Origin of the sequence: Pseudoalteromonas sp. SWYJ118 (genome assembly GCF_015864505.1) — a bacterium.
Lineage (GTDB): Bacteria > Pseudomonadota > Gammaproteobacteria > Enterobacterales > Alteromonadaceae > Pseudoalteromonas > Pseudoalteromonas arctica.
Genome location: NZ_JADYXC010000001.1, coordinates 338,815 through 354,641, shown reverse-complemented (window position 1 = coordinate 354,641; position 15,827 = coordinate 338,815). Strand labels below are relative to the sequence as shown.

The following is a 15,827-nucleotide window of genomic DNA, read 5'->3' as shown; positions in this document are numbered from 1 at the left end:
ATTTATGCCCTGTAAATTATCGTAAAACGCGAAATTTAACCAGCATATTCTGCTGAAATTTAATTAGAATGCACTCACAATATCACTGGTAATTTATTGGTAATTAATTTTACTTTAATTCTTAACACTCCTGAGGGTTGCTTATGTTATTCAACGGCGATTTAACAACGATTTGTCCTATTAGACAAAGAATCCGTGACTTCTACCGCATAGATGAAAATGCGGTTATTGATCATATTTTACCGCTTGCAGAAGTAGGCGTAAAAGCACGAAGTCGTGCCTGGGAAAGAGCCCGCCAGATTGTTTTAAACATTCGTAAAGAGCAAGATGGGCAAGGCGGTGTTGATGCGCTTTTAAATGAATTTTCACTCTCTAGTGAAGAAGGCGTTGTATTAATGTGTTTGGCCGAAGCGCTGCTTCGCGTACCAGACAAAGCAACTCAAGATGTACTGATTCGTGACAAGTTAGCGAAAGGTGATTGGAGCTCTCATTTAGGCAGCAGCGATTCTTTATTCGTAAACGCGTCTTCTTGGGGGTTATTAGTTACCGGTAAAATGGTTAACTACACAGACAAAACGAAAGAACAACAGTTCGGCATGCTTAAAAAGACCATTGGTCGTTTAGGTGAGCCAGTTATTCGTAAGTCTGTAAATTTTGCTATGAAAATTATGGGTAAGCAATTCGTTATGGGTCGTACCATTGACGAAGCAATTGAACGTGCTGCCGATACAGAGCAAAAAGGTTATGTATATTCTTACGATATGCTAGGCGAAGGCGCGCGCACAATGAAAGATGCGAAGCGTTACTTTGACAGCTACATGAATGCTATACACTCGATTGGTAAAGCGGCAAATGGTCGTGGTCCAATTAAGAGCCCTGGTATTTCAGTTAAGCTTTCTGCTATTCATCCGCGCTATGAGTTCACTCATAAAGACCGTGTGATGGAAGAAATTGTACCAAAGTTAAAAGAGCTTGCGCTTGCTGCTAAGAAATACGATATCGGCTTTACCGTTGATGCTGAAGAAGCTGACCGTTTAGATATTTCATTAGATGTCATTGAAGCAGTATTTAGTGATGAAGATCTTGGTGATTGGCAAGGATTTGGCTTAGCGGTTCAAGCGTATCAAAAACGCGCTATTTTTGTAATTGAATGGCTAACAGACCTTGCAACCCGTGTTGGTCGTAAAATGATGGTACGTTTAGTTAAGGGCGCGTACTGGGATACTGAAATCAAAACCACACAACAAGATGGTTTAGAGCATTTCCCTGTATTTACTCGTAAAGCAACAACCGATGTTTCTTACAAAGCATGTGCAATTAAAATGCTTGAAGCGCGCGACGTACTTTATCCACAATTTGCAACGCACAACGCTTACACTGCCGCGACTATTTTAGAAGTAGCGAAAGGCGACAACACCGGTTTTGAATTTCAACGTTTGCACGGTATGGGTGAATCATTATTCGACCAAATCGTAAACGAGGAAAAAATCCAGTGCCGTGTATATGCCCCTGTTGGTCAACACGAAGACCTACTTGCTTACCTTGTTCGTCGTTTATTAGAAAATGGCGCTAACTCATCATTTGTAAACGCGATTGTAGATACAACAAAACCTGTTGAATCATTACTACCAGACCCTGTGGAAACATTGCAAGGCTTGCGTAACAAGTACAATACGCAAATCAAAATGCCAATTGATTTATACGGTGAAGAACGTGCTAACTCTAAAGGCATGGATTTAACCGATATTAACGTTATTACCCCTTTCAAAGAGAATCTTGAAACATGGTTTAACGAGCACCTAATTGAGCAAAGCCAAGTACCAGAGGGCTCATTGGCTGTTAAAAACCCAGCGAACCACAAAGAAATCATCGGCCACGTTAAGTTACAAACTGGCGAAGAGATGAAAGTATTACTGGCCAACGCTGAAGCCGCACTTGAATCATGGTCACAAACACCAGTAAAAGAGCGCGCTAATTTACTGCGTCGCGTTGCTGACATTTTAGAGCGTCATCATGATGAACTAGTCGCTATATGTATTAAAGAAGCAGGTAAAGTAGCGCAAGATGGTATTGATGAAGTGCGTGAAGCGGTTGATTTTTGTCGTTACTACGCAGCGCGCGCTGAAGAGTTATCTAAAGATGAGCGTTTTGAAGCCCGTGGCGTTATTTTATGTATTAGCCCGTGGAACTTCCCGCTTGCAATATTTTTAGGTCAAGTTGCTGCTGCGATTGTTACAGGTAACACTGTAATTGCTAAGCCTGCTGAGCAAACAAGTTTAATCGCCCTTCGTGCCATTGAACTAATGCTATCTGTTGGTTTACCTGAGCACGTTGTTCAACCGGTTATCGCTCGCGGCTCTGAAGTAGGTAAAACAATTGTTCCTGATGAGCGCATTCAAGCGGTTATGTTTACAGGTTCTACTGAAACAGGCACATTAATTTCTCAAACACTTGCTGCACGTAACGATATTCAAGTACCGTTAATTGCAGAAACAGGTGGCCAAAACTGTATGATTGTTGACTCAACGGCGCTTCCTGAGCAAGTAGTTGACGATGTGATCAGTTCTGGTTTTCAAAGTGCTGGCCAACGTTGTTCTGCTCTTCGTGTTTTATTCATTCAAGATGACGTAGCTGATGGCATTATCGAAATGCTTAAAGGCGCTCTAGCTGAGTTACACATTGGCGATCCATCGTTACTATCAACTGATGTTGGCCCTGTAATTGATGAAAAAGCACTTAAAAACTTAAATGAACACGTTGAGTACTTAAAAGGTAATTCTATACTTCATTACGAATGTAAAATTCCTGATAATACTCAAAATGGCGCATACTTTTTTGCTCCTCGTTTATACGAAATTAAAGACTTATCAGTACTTAAACGTGAAGTATTTGGCCCATGTGTTCATATTGTTCGCTTTAAATCGAATGAACTTGATGATGTGATGGATCAAATAAATAACACGGGCTATGGTCTGACAATGGGTGTTCACTCACGTATTGAAGAGCGCTGTGAGTACCTTGCTAAAATGTCACGTGCGGGTAATGTTTACATTAACCGAAACATGATTGGTGCCATTGTTGGTGTGCAACCGTTTGGTGGCCGTGGTTTATCAGGTACTGGCCCTAAAGCCGGTGGCCCTAACTACCTACAACGTTTAGTAAAAGAAAAAGCATCACCAGATAACGTACAAATGACTAACCTAACGCCTGACGAACTTGATTTACACCACTACAGCGGTGCGAATGAACAAGTTAAAAAGCTAATGGCTAACTCAATGCGCGATGAAAAAATCTGGCGTGCAACACCACTAAACGACCGTGTTTCGGCTGTACGTCAGTTGCTTGCTAAAATCGCGACGGTAGAAATTATCGACGATTTAGCAGACGACTTAGCATTAACATTATCAGAAGCACGTGCACAGCTTAACCGCCTTGAAAAGCACATGCGTAAGTTTACTACCCTGCCTGGGCCAACGGGTGAGTCTAATACACTTCATCTAGAAGCACGTGGTTGTGTAGTGTGTTATGCAGATAAGAGCACATCATTTAACTTCTGGGCATTGTCTATCATCACTGCTATTGCCGCAGGTAATACGGTAATTACTGTAGCGTCTGAGCTGTTTTATGATGAAGCAGTTGCCTTTAAAGATAAATTTATCTCTACAGGTGTTGCAGAAGGTGTTTTCCAAGTAGCTAAACCTAACCAGTTACAAGCTATTTTGGCGCACCCTCATTTAGCCGGTGCGGTAGTTGCTGCTCGCTCGTCTCGCTTGGGCTACTTTAGCCAACAGCTTGCACAGCGTAAAGGTGCTATTTTACCAGTAATTAGCTCTGAGTATTACGATACATTAATCAAACGTCTTATTACTGAAAAAACAATCAGTATTGATACAACAGCATCAGGTGGTAACACGTCACTAATGACGCTTGTTGAAGATGATGAATAATTAAGCTAATGATTTTTAACTAAAAAATAAAAAAGGCACTGAAAAGTGCCTTTTTTATTAGGTAGTAACGTATATATTTGTTAGCTTAATGAAAGATTAATAATAGAAGTAATAAATTTGAAAATAATTCCTGTTGGTCAGTTACTGCCTGGTATGTTTGTGCAAAGCGTTACTAGACAAACTGGCAGTATTAAAATTAAAAATCAAGGCTGGGTTAAAACTCAGGCTGGTATTAATAACCTAATAAAAGCAGGTATTTTAGAAGTAGAAATCGACCCTGATAAAACCCTCATTGAATCAGTCCCTGAAAAAGCTCCTATTGCTGTACCTGCAACAAAAATAAAGCGTGACCCTTGGCAAAAAACACACAGTGCCGAACAAGAAATGGGAAAGGCAAAAAAACTGTATGACGAAGCTAAAACACTGCAAATAAAAGCATTTAAAGATATTAAAGCAGGCCGCGATATAGATATTGCACCATTCAAAGAGCTGGCAAGTGGCTTTATGGACTCTGTTTTTAGAAACCAAGATGCCCTAGCCTGCCTTACCCAAATGCGCCAAAAAGATGCTTACCTACTTGAGCACTCTATTAATGTATCGATATTAATGGGGATTTTCGCTAAACATTTAGGTATAGAAAAAAACATTATTGTTGAACTGACTACCGGCGCACTTTTACACGACATTGGTAAGATAAAAATCCCTGATGAAATACTCAATAAGCCGGGCCGCTTTACCGATGATGAATTTAAAATAATGAAAATGCACTCGCTTTTCAGTAAAGAAATATTAGAAGAGTCTGGCTTAACGGGTATCGCGGTTGATATTGCAGGTATGCATCATGAAAGGCTTGATGGTAAAGGCTACCCGTTTGGTAAAAAGGGCGACGAAATAAGTCAGTACGTACGTATGGCATCAATTGTAGATGTGTATGATGCACTTACCGCAGAACGTGTTTACAAAGCAGGCATGGAGCCAATAAAAGCCTTTAAAATACTAAAAGACGGATGCCCAGATAGCTTCGATCCCGTGCTGCTTAATAAGTTTATTCAATGTATTGGTATTCATCCGGTAGGAACGCTCGTTAGATTATCGAGTCAAAAAGTGGGTTTAGTGACCGAGAGTAACCCCAGTACACCACTAAAGCCTATCGTTAAAACATTTTACAGCGCCAAACATAGTCGCTATACAGAGATAAAAGATATCGATTTATCTAATAAAAAAACCTTAGACACCCTTGAATCAGCGGTGAAACCTAAAGAATATAATATTGATTTAGAACGCTTTTATAAAAACTCAATATTACCCTAAGCAATATTGAGAGCTCAACATTCTACCGAGCTCTCAATATAATAGCTAAACGTTTACTGCGGCCAGTCTTGCAAAGCCTTTAAGCTAAACTCATAACCATCAAAATCAAGTACACTTTGCTCAGGTGTAATCTCTCTTACAGTTAAAGCGCCTATGCTCTCTCCTTCATGTAACTCTCGGCCATTTAGCTTGATCCAACGTTTGTCAGCACTCGATGAATAAATATGCGCTTGATATTTAATACTAGGCAACATTGATTGCAAACCATCTGGTAGTAATTCTACAGGCTCAACACGTGATGACGTTTTTGATGCATGGGTAACTTCATAATCCTGATTTTTTTCGACGTCTTGTATAGCTTGCGCAAACGCATTTTTAAGTGTTGTAGGCACCTCATCAAGCTCAGGATCGCTCATCTGTTGAGATTGGTTGTTACCATTAATTGGCTTACCTAGTACTTTATATTTACTCATATCTAGTTGAGCTGATGCTGTATTTTGACTTTGCCCAAATACCGAAGCGTTCTGTGTATTATTTGGATTGTAATTATTTTGTGGATTAAATACTGGCTGATTATAATTTTGAACTGGCATTACTTGTTGCACGTTCTGCTGATTATAACCCATTGCGCTCGTGACCGGACTCGATGGCATAGGAATATATTGCCCATTAGGCGTTAATAACATTTGCTGTACACCATTAGGTGTTTGCACATGTACAAGTTGCCCTTCAATCGTTGCAGTATTATTTGGAGCTATTTTAGCGGGTTCTAACTTAGCTATTTGCTGCTTTTCAACTGCGGCATCTACTTCTTTAACTTGTTCTTTAGGTGACGATTTTTCGCTTTCAACCACCTTAATTACAGCGGGTTCCGATGTGTTTAATAAAGTAGTACCTTGAAACCACTTACCAGTAGTAAACCCACCAGCTACAGCAATAAAAGCAGCTAAGCTTGTACCAAATACTAACGCTAATCGTCTATAACGCTTTAGTGCTTGCTGTTGCTTTAACTGCTCTGATTGTAAGTCGTATTGCTCAGCACTCATATCTGATTGCTGCGACTGCTTTAGCGCATCTAATAAATAAGACATAACTTACCTAACTATAAAATAAATGAAAGCCCAATGCCTACGGCAAATAAAGCAACGAATGCAAGGCTATATGGTACAAATGACGTTGCTTTGTTGGCCTCATTAACTGGCGCTACAAAATCCATGGGTAATGACTCATGTGCTGATTTTTTTATTATATCGCTATCAACTATCAACTGCTGCTTTGCAAAAGTGCCTACCAAAGCTCGCTCACATACCAAGTTCATTAATCGTGGCACACCACCAGTTAATTGATGAACAGCTTGCATGGCATCCATCGAAAAAATTCCTTTATCACATCCTGCAACATGTAACCGATGCTTTATGTAAGCAACTGTTTGGCCTTGCGTAAGTGGTAATAAATGGTAACGAGCTGTTATTCTCTGGGCGAGTTGCCTTAATTCATTGCGCTTTAAAAGCTCTTGTAGCTCAGGTTGACCAACCAATACTATTTGTAATAATTTTTTATGATCGGTTTCTATATTTGTCAGCAAGCGTAATTGTTCAAGCACATTAGGGGCAAGTAACTGCGCTTCATCAATTATAAGTATGGTGTGCCCACCCGATTTATTATTGGTCTCTAAGTGCTTTTTTATAATATCGGTAAGACTTTTAAGCGTCGCATTATTAGCATCGTAACTAATGTTGAGCTCATCACAAATACTAGCCAATAACTCCAGCTCTGATAGTGCTGGGTTATGGATCATCGCTACTTGCGTGTTTTCAGGTAACTGCTCTAACATACTGCGGGTAATTGTAGTTTTACCAGTACCCACTTCGCCTGTTAATAATACAAAACCACCGTCTTCACCTAATCCGTAGGTAAGGTGTGCTAAGGCTTCTTTATGTCGTTCACTTAAAAATAAGTAATGAGGGTTGGGCGAAATTGAAAAAGGTTTTTCATTCAGGCCAAAATAGCTTAAATACACCGTGATGTTCCTTCGTAATTAAATCACGGCCTATAATGGCAAAAAAACGCACTAAGTGACAACGTTGTAAGCGCTTTATTATTGAAATAACGTAAATTTATGTAAAACAAAAAAATGCAGCGGTTTTAAGGCTGCACTTTCATCTGTCTAATCTTAATATGTAATTTACTCTTCGTAGCGAACTAACCGTAAATACACATTACTAGTTTTGGCATGCAAGCTATTCAACCCACTATCAAATTGATAAACCCATGCAGAGCTCATCGTGCTCACACCCGATGTATTTGACCAATAGTTTTGAAGCTTAGTACCAAAAAACACCTCTTCATTAATGCTCGGCTCGGTGCAACTGTGCTCTAAAATACTCGCCAACTCTTTAATGTTAGGCATTTGCCAATCATCGTAATCTGCGGTTGTATCATTTTTAGCACCGCGTAGTGCCTCTTGCCAAGTAAGAGAAGGTGTAGAGCCTTCGCAAAGTTTTGTATCTGTATTATAAATTTGCCCATAACTACAGCGTTGCCACATAAGACCTGTTTCGGTATCAGACACTGTGCCATCTGTATTTATAGTAAATCTATCTGTCGGCGTTGTGGTATCTGCACCGTCGTAGCACGTTTGCGCCGCTGCAATATTAAAGCTCAAGCTTATAGTTGCTAGTGCATAGAGTAATTTAAATCTCATTATTTTCTCCTAACGGCTTCTAACTAAACGAACATACGCGGTATTTTCTTTTGGATAAGCAAGATCGTTACCATCACTCATATCAATAATGTACGCTTGCGATAAACTTGTACCATCGGCTGCGGTTTGTGAAGTCCAATAACGTAAGTGGCTTAATGCACTTTCACTTGGCATATTGGGGAAAAACACCTCATCAATTAATATGCTTTGCCCTTGCTTACCATAATCAATTAAACCTAAAAGCTCTGTATAAGTAGGTAACCGCCAATTTGTACCACCACAAAAATCTAAGTTATTCACTTCGTTTATATAACTTTGTACTCCACAACTCGTATCATCCGGACAAGTTGAATTGGCTGTACTGGTATCGGTAAAAGTAGTGTTGCCTAAATCCCAAAAGTAATGATTTTGCCCCTCACGCAAGCTTGTATTTGGCAATACTCCTGAGGATTCACTTTTTACTTCCCATACAAGTCCAGTAACATTATCGCGTATACAGGTAAAGTCACTACTATTATCACCAACTTCATCCGCAAACTGATTAAGTTTAGTGTAATCAAACGCTAAATTACCTTTACCAACCTTATCTAAGCGGTTTGCATAGCTATCGCGTCCAAGTTCAGCATCTTGCGCTGGAAAGTCATCGCTTTCACAGTTAATGCGTTGGGTGTTGTTATAGCACTCACCAACACCACTATCGTTTATAAGCCCAAGCGCTTTTGGTGATACATCAACAAATAAAGAATCTGTATCGGTGCGTCCTTTTGAGTCGGTTACCGTTACTTCAAAGCTCAACGTGGATTCAGTATCTACATCAGAGGCAAAAAATGTCGTTGTACATTGGTCGCTATTACTTAATGTTTCGCTATTACCGGTAAGTTGTTGCCACTTACACTGATAGGTATCGGTGACAGTTTCGCTATTCGTTGCATCAAGCGTTACTTCTTCAAACTCTTCGACATTTTGATCAGCGCCTGCATTTGCATCCACTAGTTCATTTGTTTTATTAAGCGTCATTGAATATTGAGTACTCGCCTCACCGCCTTCATCATCAGTGACTGTTAGCTGCCAAGACAAATTTACGTTACTTTCTAGTAAAGGATGAGAAAAGCTAAGAGTTGACTCATTAAAGCTAGCAATATCTAAGTCAGGACCTGATAGCAGTTGCCACAAATAACTATCAATTTGGCCATTATCATCAGGATCGCTCGACTCAAGGGCGCTCAAAGTCACTGTATCTTTGTATACAGAAGGAAGTGTTTCAGGAGATGTTTGGGTAACAACAGCAAGAGGGAGTTGATTATTAGAGCTCACTGAAATAGAAATGTCGTCACTAACAGCGCTACTACCCGTGCTTTGATAGCTCACTCTTAAGATTATTTCACTATCAGTTTTTACGTCAGGGGCTGTCAATGTTTGCTCAGCGCCTTCAAGCGGAAAACCTTCTAAGCTTGGGCCGCTAACTTGTTGCCATGAAAACGTACCATCAGCGGGAGAACCTTGTGCTGTGATGGTAAATTCAGTTTTTTCGATAATTTGTAAATCGGTTCCAGCATTAACAGATGTTTCTACAACTGTATTATCGCTATCACCGCCACCTCCTCCACACGCACTCAGCAAACCGCAAGAAATGAGGGGGATTAAAGCAAACGCTTTCATACGCAGCACCTTATTATGTCAAATAATTACTATAGTGTAATTACTAGCAATAAAGATGCCATTAAAGTACTACATATATGTATCTTGATGAATGCGTACAAACAACTTCGTACCGATTTTACTGTAATCTACTTTGTATTCACGCCCATCTAAAGCTTGAATAAATAGTAATTGTTTTTCTTCGCCAAATACATCAGGGCTTCCAACATAGACTATTTCTAAATAGCGATCTTTTGCATCACGGCGGTTTTTAGGTAACTCTTCTTTAAATGGCTCTAAGCCATGTTGAGTCACTTTAATTTTAGGATGAATTTCAGAGTTTACAATCACTAAATCATGCTTTTTATCTTTATGTATTATGGTGTTTCGACCACTTTTTAAAAAGGCTCTGTCTTGGCTCATTTTCTTTCCTACAGCCGCAGCTTAATTATTAATTTGCGACGCTATAAACTGACTAGGTTCGCGCTTCCACTTATTTAAGTTAGCACTGAATACCCAAATATCTCTATCTAACACACTGGCTGGTAATAATAAATCGTAACCGGTTAACAGTTGAAGGTGCTTAGTCCTGTTAGCAAACATAGCTATAAGCCCAGTATAGCTTATCCCTTTATGGGATGTATAATGTGTATCTTCTATTAGCCATTCTGATGGGCAATTACCATATTTGCAATGTTTTTGAACAACTTGCATAAATAAGTTGCGCTGCTCTATTAATAACTTTCCGGCAATTCGAGGCGCTATACTTGTTAAAAAGTCATCTATGTCGTTTACCTTAACACCAACCGCATTTAATTCTAAATAATCAAAGCCATCTTCTACTTTGGGTATACCACTGTGATGAAAGTTACTGTGAGGCATACACCAAGCTCCGTACTTATGGCAATAAATGAGCTCAGATTCACTTAATATAAGGCTATGATATGGCTCTTGGGTTTTTAAAAAGCCAATAAAGATAGCAGCAAGGCACAAACTCACTAAAAAAACTTCAAGGATACTGATCTCCCCTGGCCTTAGTAAATTAAATAACATAATAAAGACTAAGCCTATTGCACCTGCAATAAGCACCTCAATTGCGTTTCGCGCACCTTGTGCCCGAAACTTAATGACATTGTTAGATTTATCCATGTTGGTAAAACATCATATAAAAAACAAACATAATAATAGCCCAAATCATGAGTTTTCTTGTTGTTATACATAAGTTACAAGTGGTTTTAAATTTCATACATTACCGCTTTTTCCTCAACAAAATAGGAACAATGAATAAATCTTATTTACTTTTACGCTTAACGCACAAATTTATGAGACACATAACCGCCTTTTCCCGGTCTTATTTCGTACAATACATATAATTAATTTTCAGGTATGAAAACGATGTACTCAAGACAGTCAGGTAAAGCACTTTTTCCATTTATTATTACGTTACTACTAATATTTAGCGTTTATTTATATTTACCCGCTAGCCACGGCGAACAAGCCGATTTATCACAAATGTCTACTCAAGTAACAGCTCATACTGTTACTTCTCAGGAAAACGCAGTGATGATAGAAGCGATCGGTAGCGCGCGTGCAAACCAAGCAATCTATATAAAAAGTGCGCAAAACGATTATGTCACAGATATATATTTTAAAGACGGCGACTTAGTCAGTAAAGGACAAAAGTTAGTACAGTTACAGAGCCAACAAGAACAGCTTGCCGTTAAAGAGCTTGGCATTAACTTACGTGAAGAACAACGTCAGTTAGATCGCCTAACCGAACTTTCACGCTCGCAATCAACGGCAAAGTCGTTACTTGAAGAGCAGTTATCTCGTGTTGATGCAACAGAGGCCCAACTAGAAAGCGCTAAAACTAAATTAAACGAAATGACTATTAGTGCGCCCTTTTCAGGCCTGTTAGGTAAGCGTGAAATATCAATAGGTGCTTACGTAAGTAATACAACAATAATCACAACACTTGATGATATTAGTATTATTAAAGTTGACTTTAAAGTACCTGAAAAATATTTAGCACAATTAAATATGGGCATGAAAGTGCTTACGCAAAACGATGCCTACCCAGGACAAACATTTAACGGCAAGGTAACGCATATTAGCTCGCGTATTGATTCGGTTACTCGCAGTGTTGAAGTTACAGCAAGTTTTGCCAATAAATCAGGATTACTTCGCCCTGGTATGTTACTAAATACAGCACTTGAGCTAAGCAGCAACCAAGCTTTAATGGTGCCAGAAAAAGCGGTTATACCTTTGCAAGACAAACACTTTGTTTTTCAAATTCAAGATGGGATAGCTAATAAAATTGAAGTGCATGTTGCTAGCAGAAATAATGGCTGGGTTGCTATCGACGAGGGCCTAACTGATGGCGAGCAAATTGTTACTGAGGGGCTAATAAAAATTCGCTCTGGAAGTAAAGTAAGCGTAAAGGGGTAATACGTGAAAATTACAGATACTAGCGTCAAGCGCCCCGTTTTTGCCATTGTAATTAATTTACTGCTTCTTACTTTTGGACTGGTTGCGTTTACTATGCTGCCACTTCGTGAATACCCGGATATTGAAACGCCGATTGTAAATATCAGCACTGAATACACAGGTGCTTCTGCCGAAATTATAGAAACCAAAATAACGCAAATAATAGAAAATCGAATTTCAGGTATTGAAGGTATTAAAAGTATTAACTCATCGAGTCGTAATGGACGTTCAAACATTACCATTGAGTTTGATATTAACCGCGACATAGATGCAGCATCTAACGATGTACGCGAACGTGTAGCACGTGCACTTGATAGTTTGCCGGATCAGGTACGCCCGCCAGAAGTATCTAAATCAAATAGTGATGAAAGCCCAATCGCCTGGTTTGTATTAAACAGCGAAACAATGGACTCGTTACAGCTCTCTGATTACGCGCAGCGTTTTATTGTTGACCGCTTAGCCGTAGTAGATGGTGTATCTAACGTACGTATTGGTGGTGAGCGCCAATACGCCATGAAAATTTGGCTAAACCGCCAAGCAATGGCTGCACGTGGCATTACCTCAAGCGATATTGAAAATACACTGCGTATAGAAAACGTTGAACTACCCGCCGGCGAAATAGAATCTATAGATCGTGACTTTACCGTGCGTACTGCCCGTAGTTATAAAGATCAGCGCGATTTTAAAAACCTGGTAATTAAACGTGGTGATGAAGGTTACTTAGTACGTTTAGGTGAAGTTGCCGATGTACGTTTAGAAGCTGCCGATGACGAAAGCTTATTTCGTGGTAACGGGCGTAATATGATTGGCTTAGGTATTGTAAAACAAGCTAAAGCAAACACACTTACCGTAGTAGATAACGCACGCAGCGAACTTGAAAAAATCAAACGCAACCTACCTGAAGGCACTACAATTCAAGACAGCTACGATTCGTCTGTATTTATTAAAGAGTCTATTAATGAAGTTTACAGCACACTTGCCATCTCTATGGGTTTAGTCGTACTCGTTATATTTTTGTTTTTAGGCAATATACGAGCAACGCTTATTCCTGCGGTCACCGTACCGGTCGCACTTGTTGGTAGCTTTATGTTTTTATTGGCAATGGGCTACTCAATTAACTTACTAACTTTACTTGCCTTAGTACTGGCCATTGGTTTAGTAGTAGATGATGCTATTGTAATGCTTGAAAACATTCACCGCCGTATTGAACTGGGTGAGCCGCCGTTACTAGCTGCATTTAGAGGCGCGCGTGAAGTAGGTTTCGCTATAGTAGCAACCACGCTTGTACTAATATCGGTGTTTGTGCCATTAGTATTTATGGATGGCCGTATAGGTGCATTATTTACTGAGTTTGCTATGGCGGTAAGTGCTGCCGTATTTTTCTCAAGTGTTACAGCACTGACTCTCGCACCAGCCTTGTGCTCTAAAGTACTTAAAGTATCAGACAAACCAAATAAATTTAGCCAATGGATGGACCGCCAATTTACTAAAATTGAAGTAAGTTACCGTAATTCACTCTCCACCAACATAACCCGTAAATGGGGTTTAATGGTGAGCTTATTATTAGCTGGCTTTGTTAGTTACTCGTTGTTTTTACAAGTTCCTTCTGAGCTAACGCCAAAAGAAGATCGTGGTACGTTCTTTATTATGATGAGCGGCCCTGAGGGCGCAAGTTACGAAAATAACGCCGCTAATATGGCTAAAATTGAAGAGCGCTTAATGCCTTACTCGCAAGCCGGTGAGCTAAGTCGCGTACTTGTTCGAGTGCCTGGCTGGGGTGGCAGCGGCGGTGTTGCGATTGTGGGTATGGCCGATTGGGATAAACGCAAACGCTCAACGTGGGAAGTAATGGATGAAATAAGCGGTAAAATGCAAGAAGTTACCGATGTTCGTGCATTTGCCATTATGCGCCGTGGTATTGGTGGTGGTGGCTCATCTCGCCCAATTGAGTTTGTACTGCAAGGTAATGATTACGCTCAACTAGCCGATTGGCGTGACCGTATAATTAAGCGTGCTGAACAAAACCCAGGTTTAGTAAGAATCGATCATGATTATAAAGAAACCTTCCCGCAGTTTTTAGTCAGCATAGATAAAAACAAAGCTGCCGATTTAGGCGTTTCGGTATCTGATGTAGGCCGTACACTAGAAACAATGCTTGGCCAGCGCCGTGTTACGACCTTTATTGACCGCGGTGAAGAATACGATGTGATTTTAAAAGGAACAAAAGAAGATTTTACCAATCCTACTGATATTTCAAATATATACCTTAAATCACGAAGCGGTGAACTAGTTCCACTTGATAGCCTTATCAGCTTAAAAGAAGAAGCAACAGCATCGCGCTTAAACCGTTACAACCGTATGCGCGCAATTACATTAAGCGCCAACTTAGCTGATGGCTATACACTTGAGCAAGCGCTTAACTTTTTAAACGAAGTAGCCGCGCAAGAAAACGATATAGATGGCGCAGTAGATTACAAAGGTGAATCGCAGCTTTATTACGAAGGCGCATCCGCGATGACCTACGTATTTATACTTGCACTCACCGTTACTTTTTTAGTACTTGCTGCGCAGTTTGAAAGCTTTATGCACCCGTTTGTTATTATGCTTACTGTACCACTTGGTTTAATGGGCGCTATGTTCGGGCTTTGGGCTACAGGACTTACCTTAAATATTTACAGCCAAATAGGTATTGTTATGCTCATAGGGTTAAGCGCTAAAAATGGTATTTTGATTGTAGAGTTTACTAATCAATTACGCGATAAAGGCGTTGAGTTTAGTGAAGCAATACTACAGGCAGCTACCCAGCGCCTTCGCCCAATAATAATGACCTCACTTACAACCGTTATGAGCTCTGTTCCTTTAGTTTTTGCTTCAGGCCCCGGCGCCGAAAGCCGTATGGTAATTGGTGTAGTTGTGTTTACAGGGGTTATTGTATCTACCCTGCTGACTCTTTTTGTTGTACCTGCTGCGTATTATGCTCTATCGAAAAATACACAGTCACCTGAGTTTTTACAACAAAAGCTGAATAAACAAGCTGCTGAAAAGCCTTTCGAAGAGATCTAATCTCTTTATTGCGCCGTAACCTTGTTGTTGCGGCGCATACAATTTATGCTCGCCTTTAAACTCCATATACATTTTAGGAATACTTATGAGCTCAACAACGCAAGTAGCAACATTTGGTGGCGGCTGTTTTTGGTGTATAGATGCAGCATTTAGACGTGTAAATGGCGTATTAGATGTGAGTTCTGGCTATACCGGTGGCGAAACCGACACCCCAACCTATAATTCAGTATGCTCTGGCACAACTGGGCACGCTGAGGTTGTTAAAATTGAATTTGATACTACTGTAGTTAGCTTTGAAACACTTTTAGCAATGTTTTTCACTTTGCATGATGCAACACAATTGAATCGCCAAGGTAACGATATAGGCACACAGTATAGAAGCGTTGTTTACTATCACGATGAAGCCCAACTAAAGCAAACCAATGAAATGATAGCTCAACTGCAAAGCCATGTGAGTGAGCCAATTGTGACAGAAGTCAGCCCTGCCACTACGTATTATCCAGCAGAGCATTATCATCAAGATTACTATAACGAAAACCCACAGCAGGGTTACTGTAGTATTTTAATAGCACCTAAATTACATAAGTTTGAAACCGTCTTTAAAGAGTTCTTAGCTGGCTAGCTAATTTGAGTAGTTAAATTGATTAGTTAAACTTAGCTACACATTAAAAAGCCCG

At 39.9% G+C, this 15,827-nt stretch carries 11 protein-coding genes; 5 read left to right on the top strand and 6 right to left on the bottom strand.

The genetic code is table 11. The features are described from left to right. Window positions 1–143: 143 nt before the first annotated feature. A complete protein-coding gene (putA, locus tag I6F48_RS01710) occupies window positions 144–3,947 on the top strand; it encodes a bifunctional proline dehydrogenase/L-glutamate gamma-semialdehyde dehydrogenase PutA (protein WP_010553201.1) in 3,804 nt (1,267 codons plus the stop codon). Between the two features lie 117 nt (window positions 3,948–4,064). Beyond that, entirely contained in the window at window positions 4,065–5,258 is a 1,194-nt protein-coding gene (locus tag I6F48_RS01705) for an HD-GYP domain-containing protein (RefSeq protein WP_007581678.1), read from the top strand. Between the two features lie 53 nt (window positions 5,259–5,311). Here I6F48_RS01705 and I6F48_RS01700 read toward each other — a convergent pair whose 3' ends face one another. The 6 genes from I6F48_RS01700 to I6F48_RS01675 all read right to left on the bottom strand — a co-directional run bounded on the left by I6F48_RS01700 (window position 5,312) and on the right by I6F48_RS01675 (window position 10,749). Next, entirely contained in the window at window positions 5,312–6,349 is a 1,038-nt protein-coding gene (locus tag I6F48_RS01700) for a general secretion pathway protein GspB (protein ID WP_024592310.1), read from the bottom strand. 11 nt (window positions 6,350–6,360) lie between these two features. Beyond that, a complete protein-coding gene (locus tag I6F48_RS01695) occupies window positions 6,361–7,278 on the bottom strand; it encodes an ExeA family protein (protein ID WP_024592309.1) in 918 nt (305 codons plus the stop codon). Window positions 7,279–7,443: 165 nt separating this feature from the next. Further along, window positions 7,444–7,962, bottom strand: a complete 519-nt coding sequence (locus tag I6F48_RS01690; protein ID WP_121954209.1) for an Lcl C-terminal domain-containing protein — start codon at window positions 7,960–7,962, stop codon at window positions 7,444–7,446. Between the two features lie 9 nt (window positions 7,963–7,971). After that, window positions 7,972–9,621: an Lcl C-terminal domain-containing protein gene (locus tag I6F48_RS01685; RefSeq protein ID WP_197118678.1), complete on the bottom strand. Its 1,650-nt coding sequence runs from the start codon at window positions 9,619–9,621 to the stop codon at window positions 7,972–7,974. Between the two features lie 69 nt (window positions 9,622–9,690). Beyond that, window positions 9,691–10,023 carry a hypothetical protein gene (locus I6F48_RS01680; protein ID WP_197118677.1) on the bottom strand — a complete coding sequence of 111 codons (333 nt, stop codon included), beginning with the start codon at window positions 10,021–10,023 and terminating at the stop codon, window positions 9,691–9,693. A 21-nt stretch (window positions 10,024–10,044) separates the two neighbouring features. Next, window positions 10,045–10,749: a DUF2982 domain-containing protein gene (locus I6F48_RS01675; protein ID WP_166377303.1), complete on the bottom strand. Its 705-nt coding sequence runs from the start codon at window positions 10,747–10,749 to the stop codon at window positions 10,045–10,047. A gap of 246 nt (window positions 10,750–10,995) precedes the next feature. On the opposite strand from I6F48_RS01675, the gene I6F48_RS01670 reads away from it, so the two are divergent. The 3 genes from I6F48_RS01670 (at window position 10,996) to msrA (ending at window position 15,772) form a co-directional block, all read left to right on the top strand. Beyond that, window positions 10,996–12,048, top strand: a complete 1,053-nt coding sequence (locus tag I6F48_RS01670) for an efflux RND transporter periplasmic adaptor subunit (RefSeq protein WP_024590017.1) — start codon at window positions 10,996–10,998, stop codon at window positions 12,046–12,048. Window positions 12,049–12,051: 3 nt separating this feature from the next. Continuing rightward, complete coding sequence (locus I6F48_RS01665; protein ID WP_197118676.1) at window positions 12,052–15,150, top strand: efflux RND transporter permease subunit; 3,099 nt, start codon at window positions 12,052–12,054, stop codon at window positions 15,148–15,150. Window positions 15,151–15,235: 85 nt separating this feature from the next. Next, window positions 15,236–15,772 carry a peptide-methionine (S)-S-oxide reductase MsrA gene (gene msrA, locus I6F48_RS01660; RefSeq protein WP_197110885.1) on the top strand — a complete coding sequence of 179 codons (537 nt, stop codon included), beginning with the start codon at window positions 15,236–15,238 and terminating at the stop codon, window positions 15,770–15,772. The last annotated feature ends 55 nt before the right edge of the window (window positions 15,773–15,827 follow it).

Bases quoted from the DNA above. Each gene is read 5' to 3' on its own strand.
- I6F48_RS01670 (WP_024590017.1), top strand. From the start codon at position 10,996: ATGTACTCAAGACAGTCAGGTAAAGCACTTTTTCCATTTATTATTACG.
- I6F48_RS01675 (WP_166377303.1), bottom strand. From the start codon at position 10,749: ATGGATAAATCTAACAATGTCATTAAGTTTCGGGCACAAGGTGCGCGA.
- putA (WP_010553201.1), top strand. From the start codon at position 144: ATGTTATTCAACGGCGATTTAACAACGATTTGTCCTATTAGACAAAGA.
- I6F48_RS01680 (WP_197118677.1), bottom strand. From the start codon at position 10,023: ATGAGCCAAGACAGAGCCTTTTTAAAAAGTGGTCGAAACACCATAATA.
- msrA (WP_197110885.1), top strand. From the start codon at position 15,236: ATGAGCTCAACAACGCAAGTAGCAACATTTGGTGGCGGCTGTTTTTGG.
- I6F48_RS01685 (WP_197118678.1), bottom strand. From the start codon at position 9,621: ATGAAAGCGTTTGCTTTAATCCCCCTCATTTCTTGCGGTTTGCTGAGT.
- I6F48_RS01700 (WP_024592310.1), bottom strand. From the start codon at position 6,349: ATGTCTTATTTATTAGATGCGCTAAAGCAGTCGCAGCAATCAGATATG.
- I6F48_RS01690 (WP_121954209.1), bottom strand. From the start codon at position 7,962: ATGAGATTTAAATTACTCTATGCACTAGCAACTATAAGCTTGAGCTTT.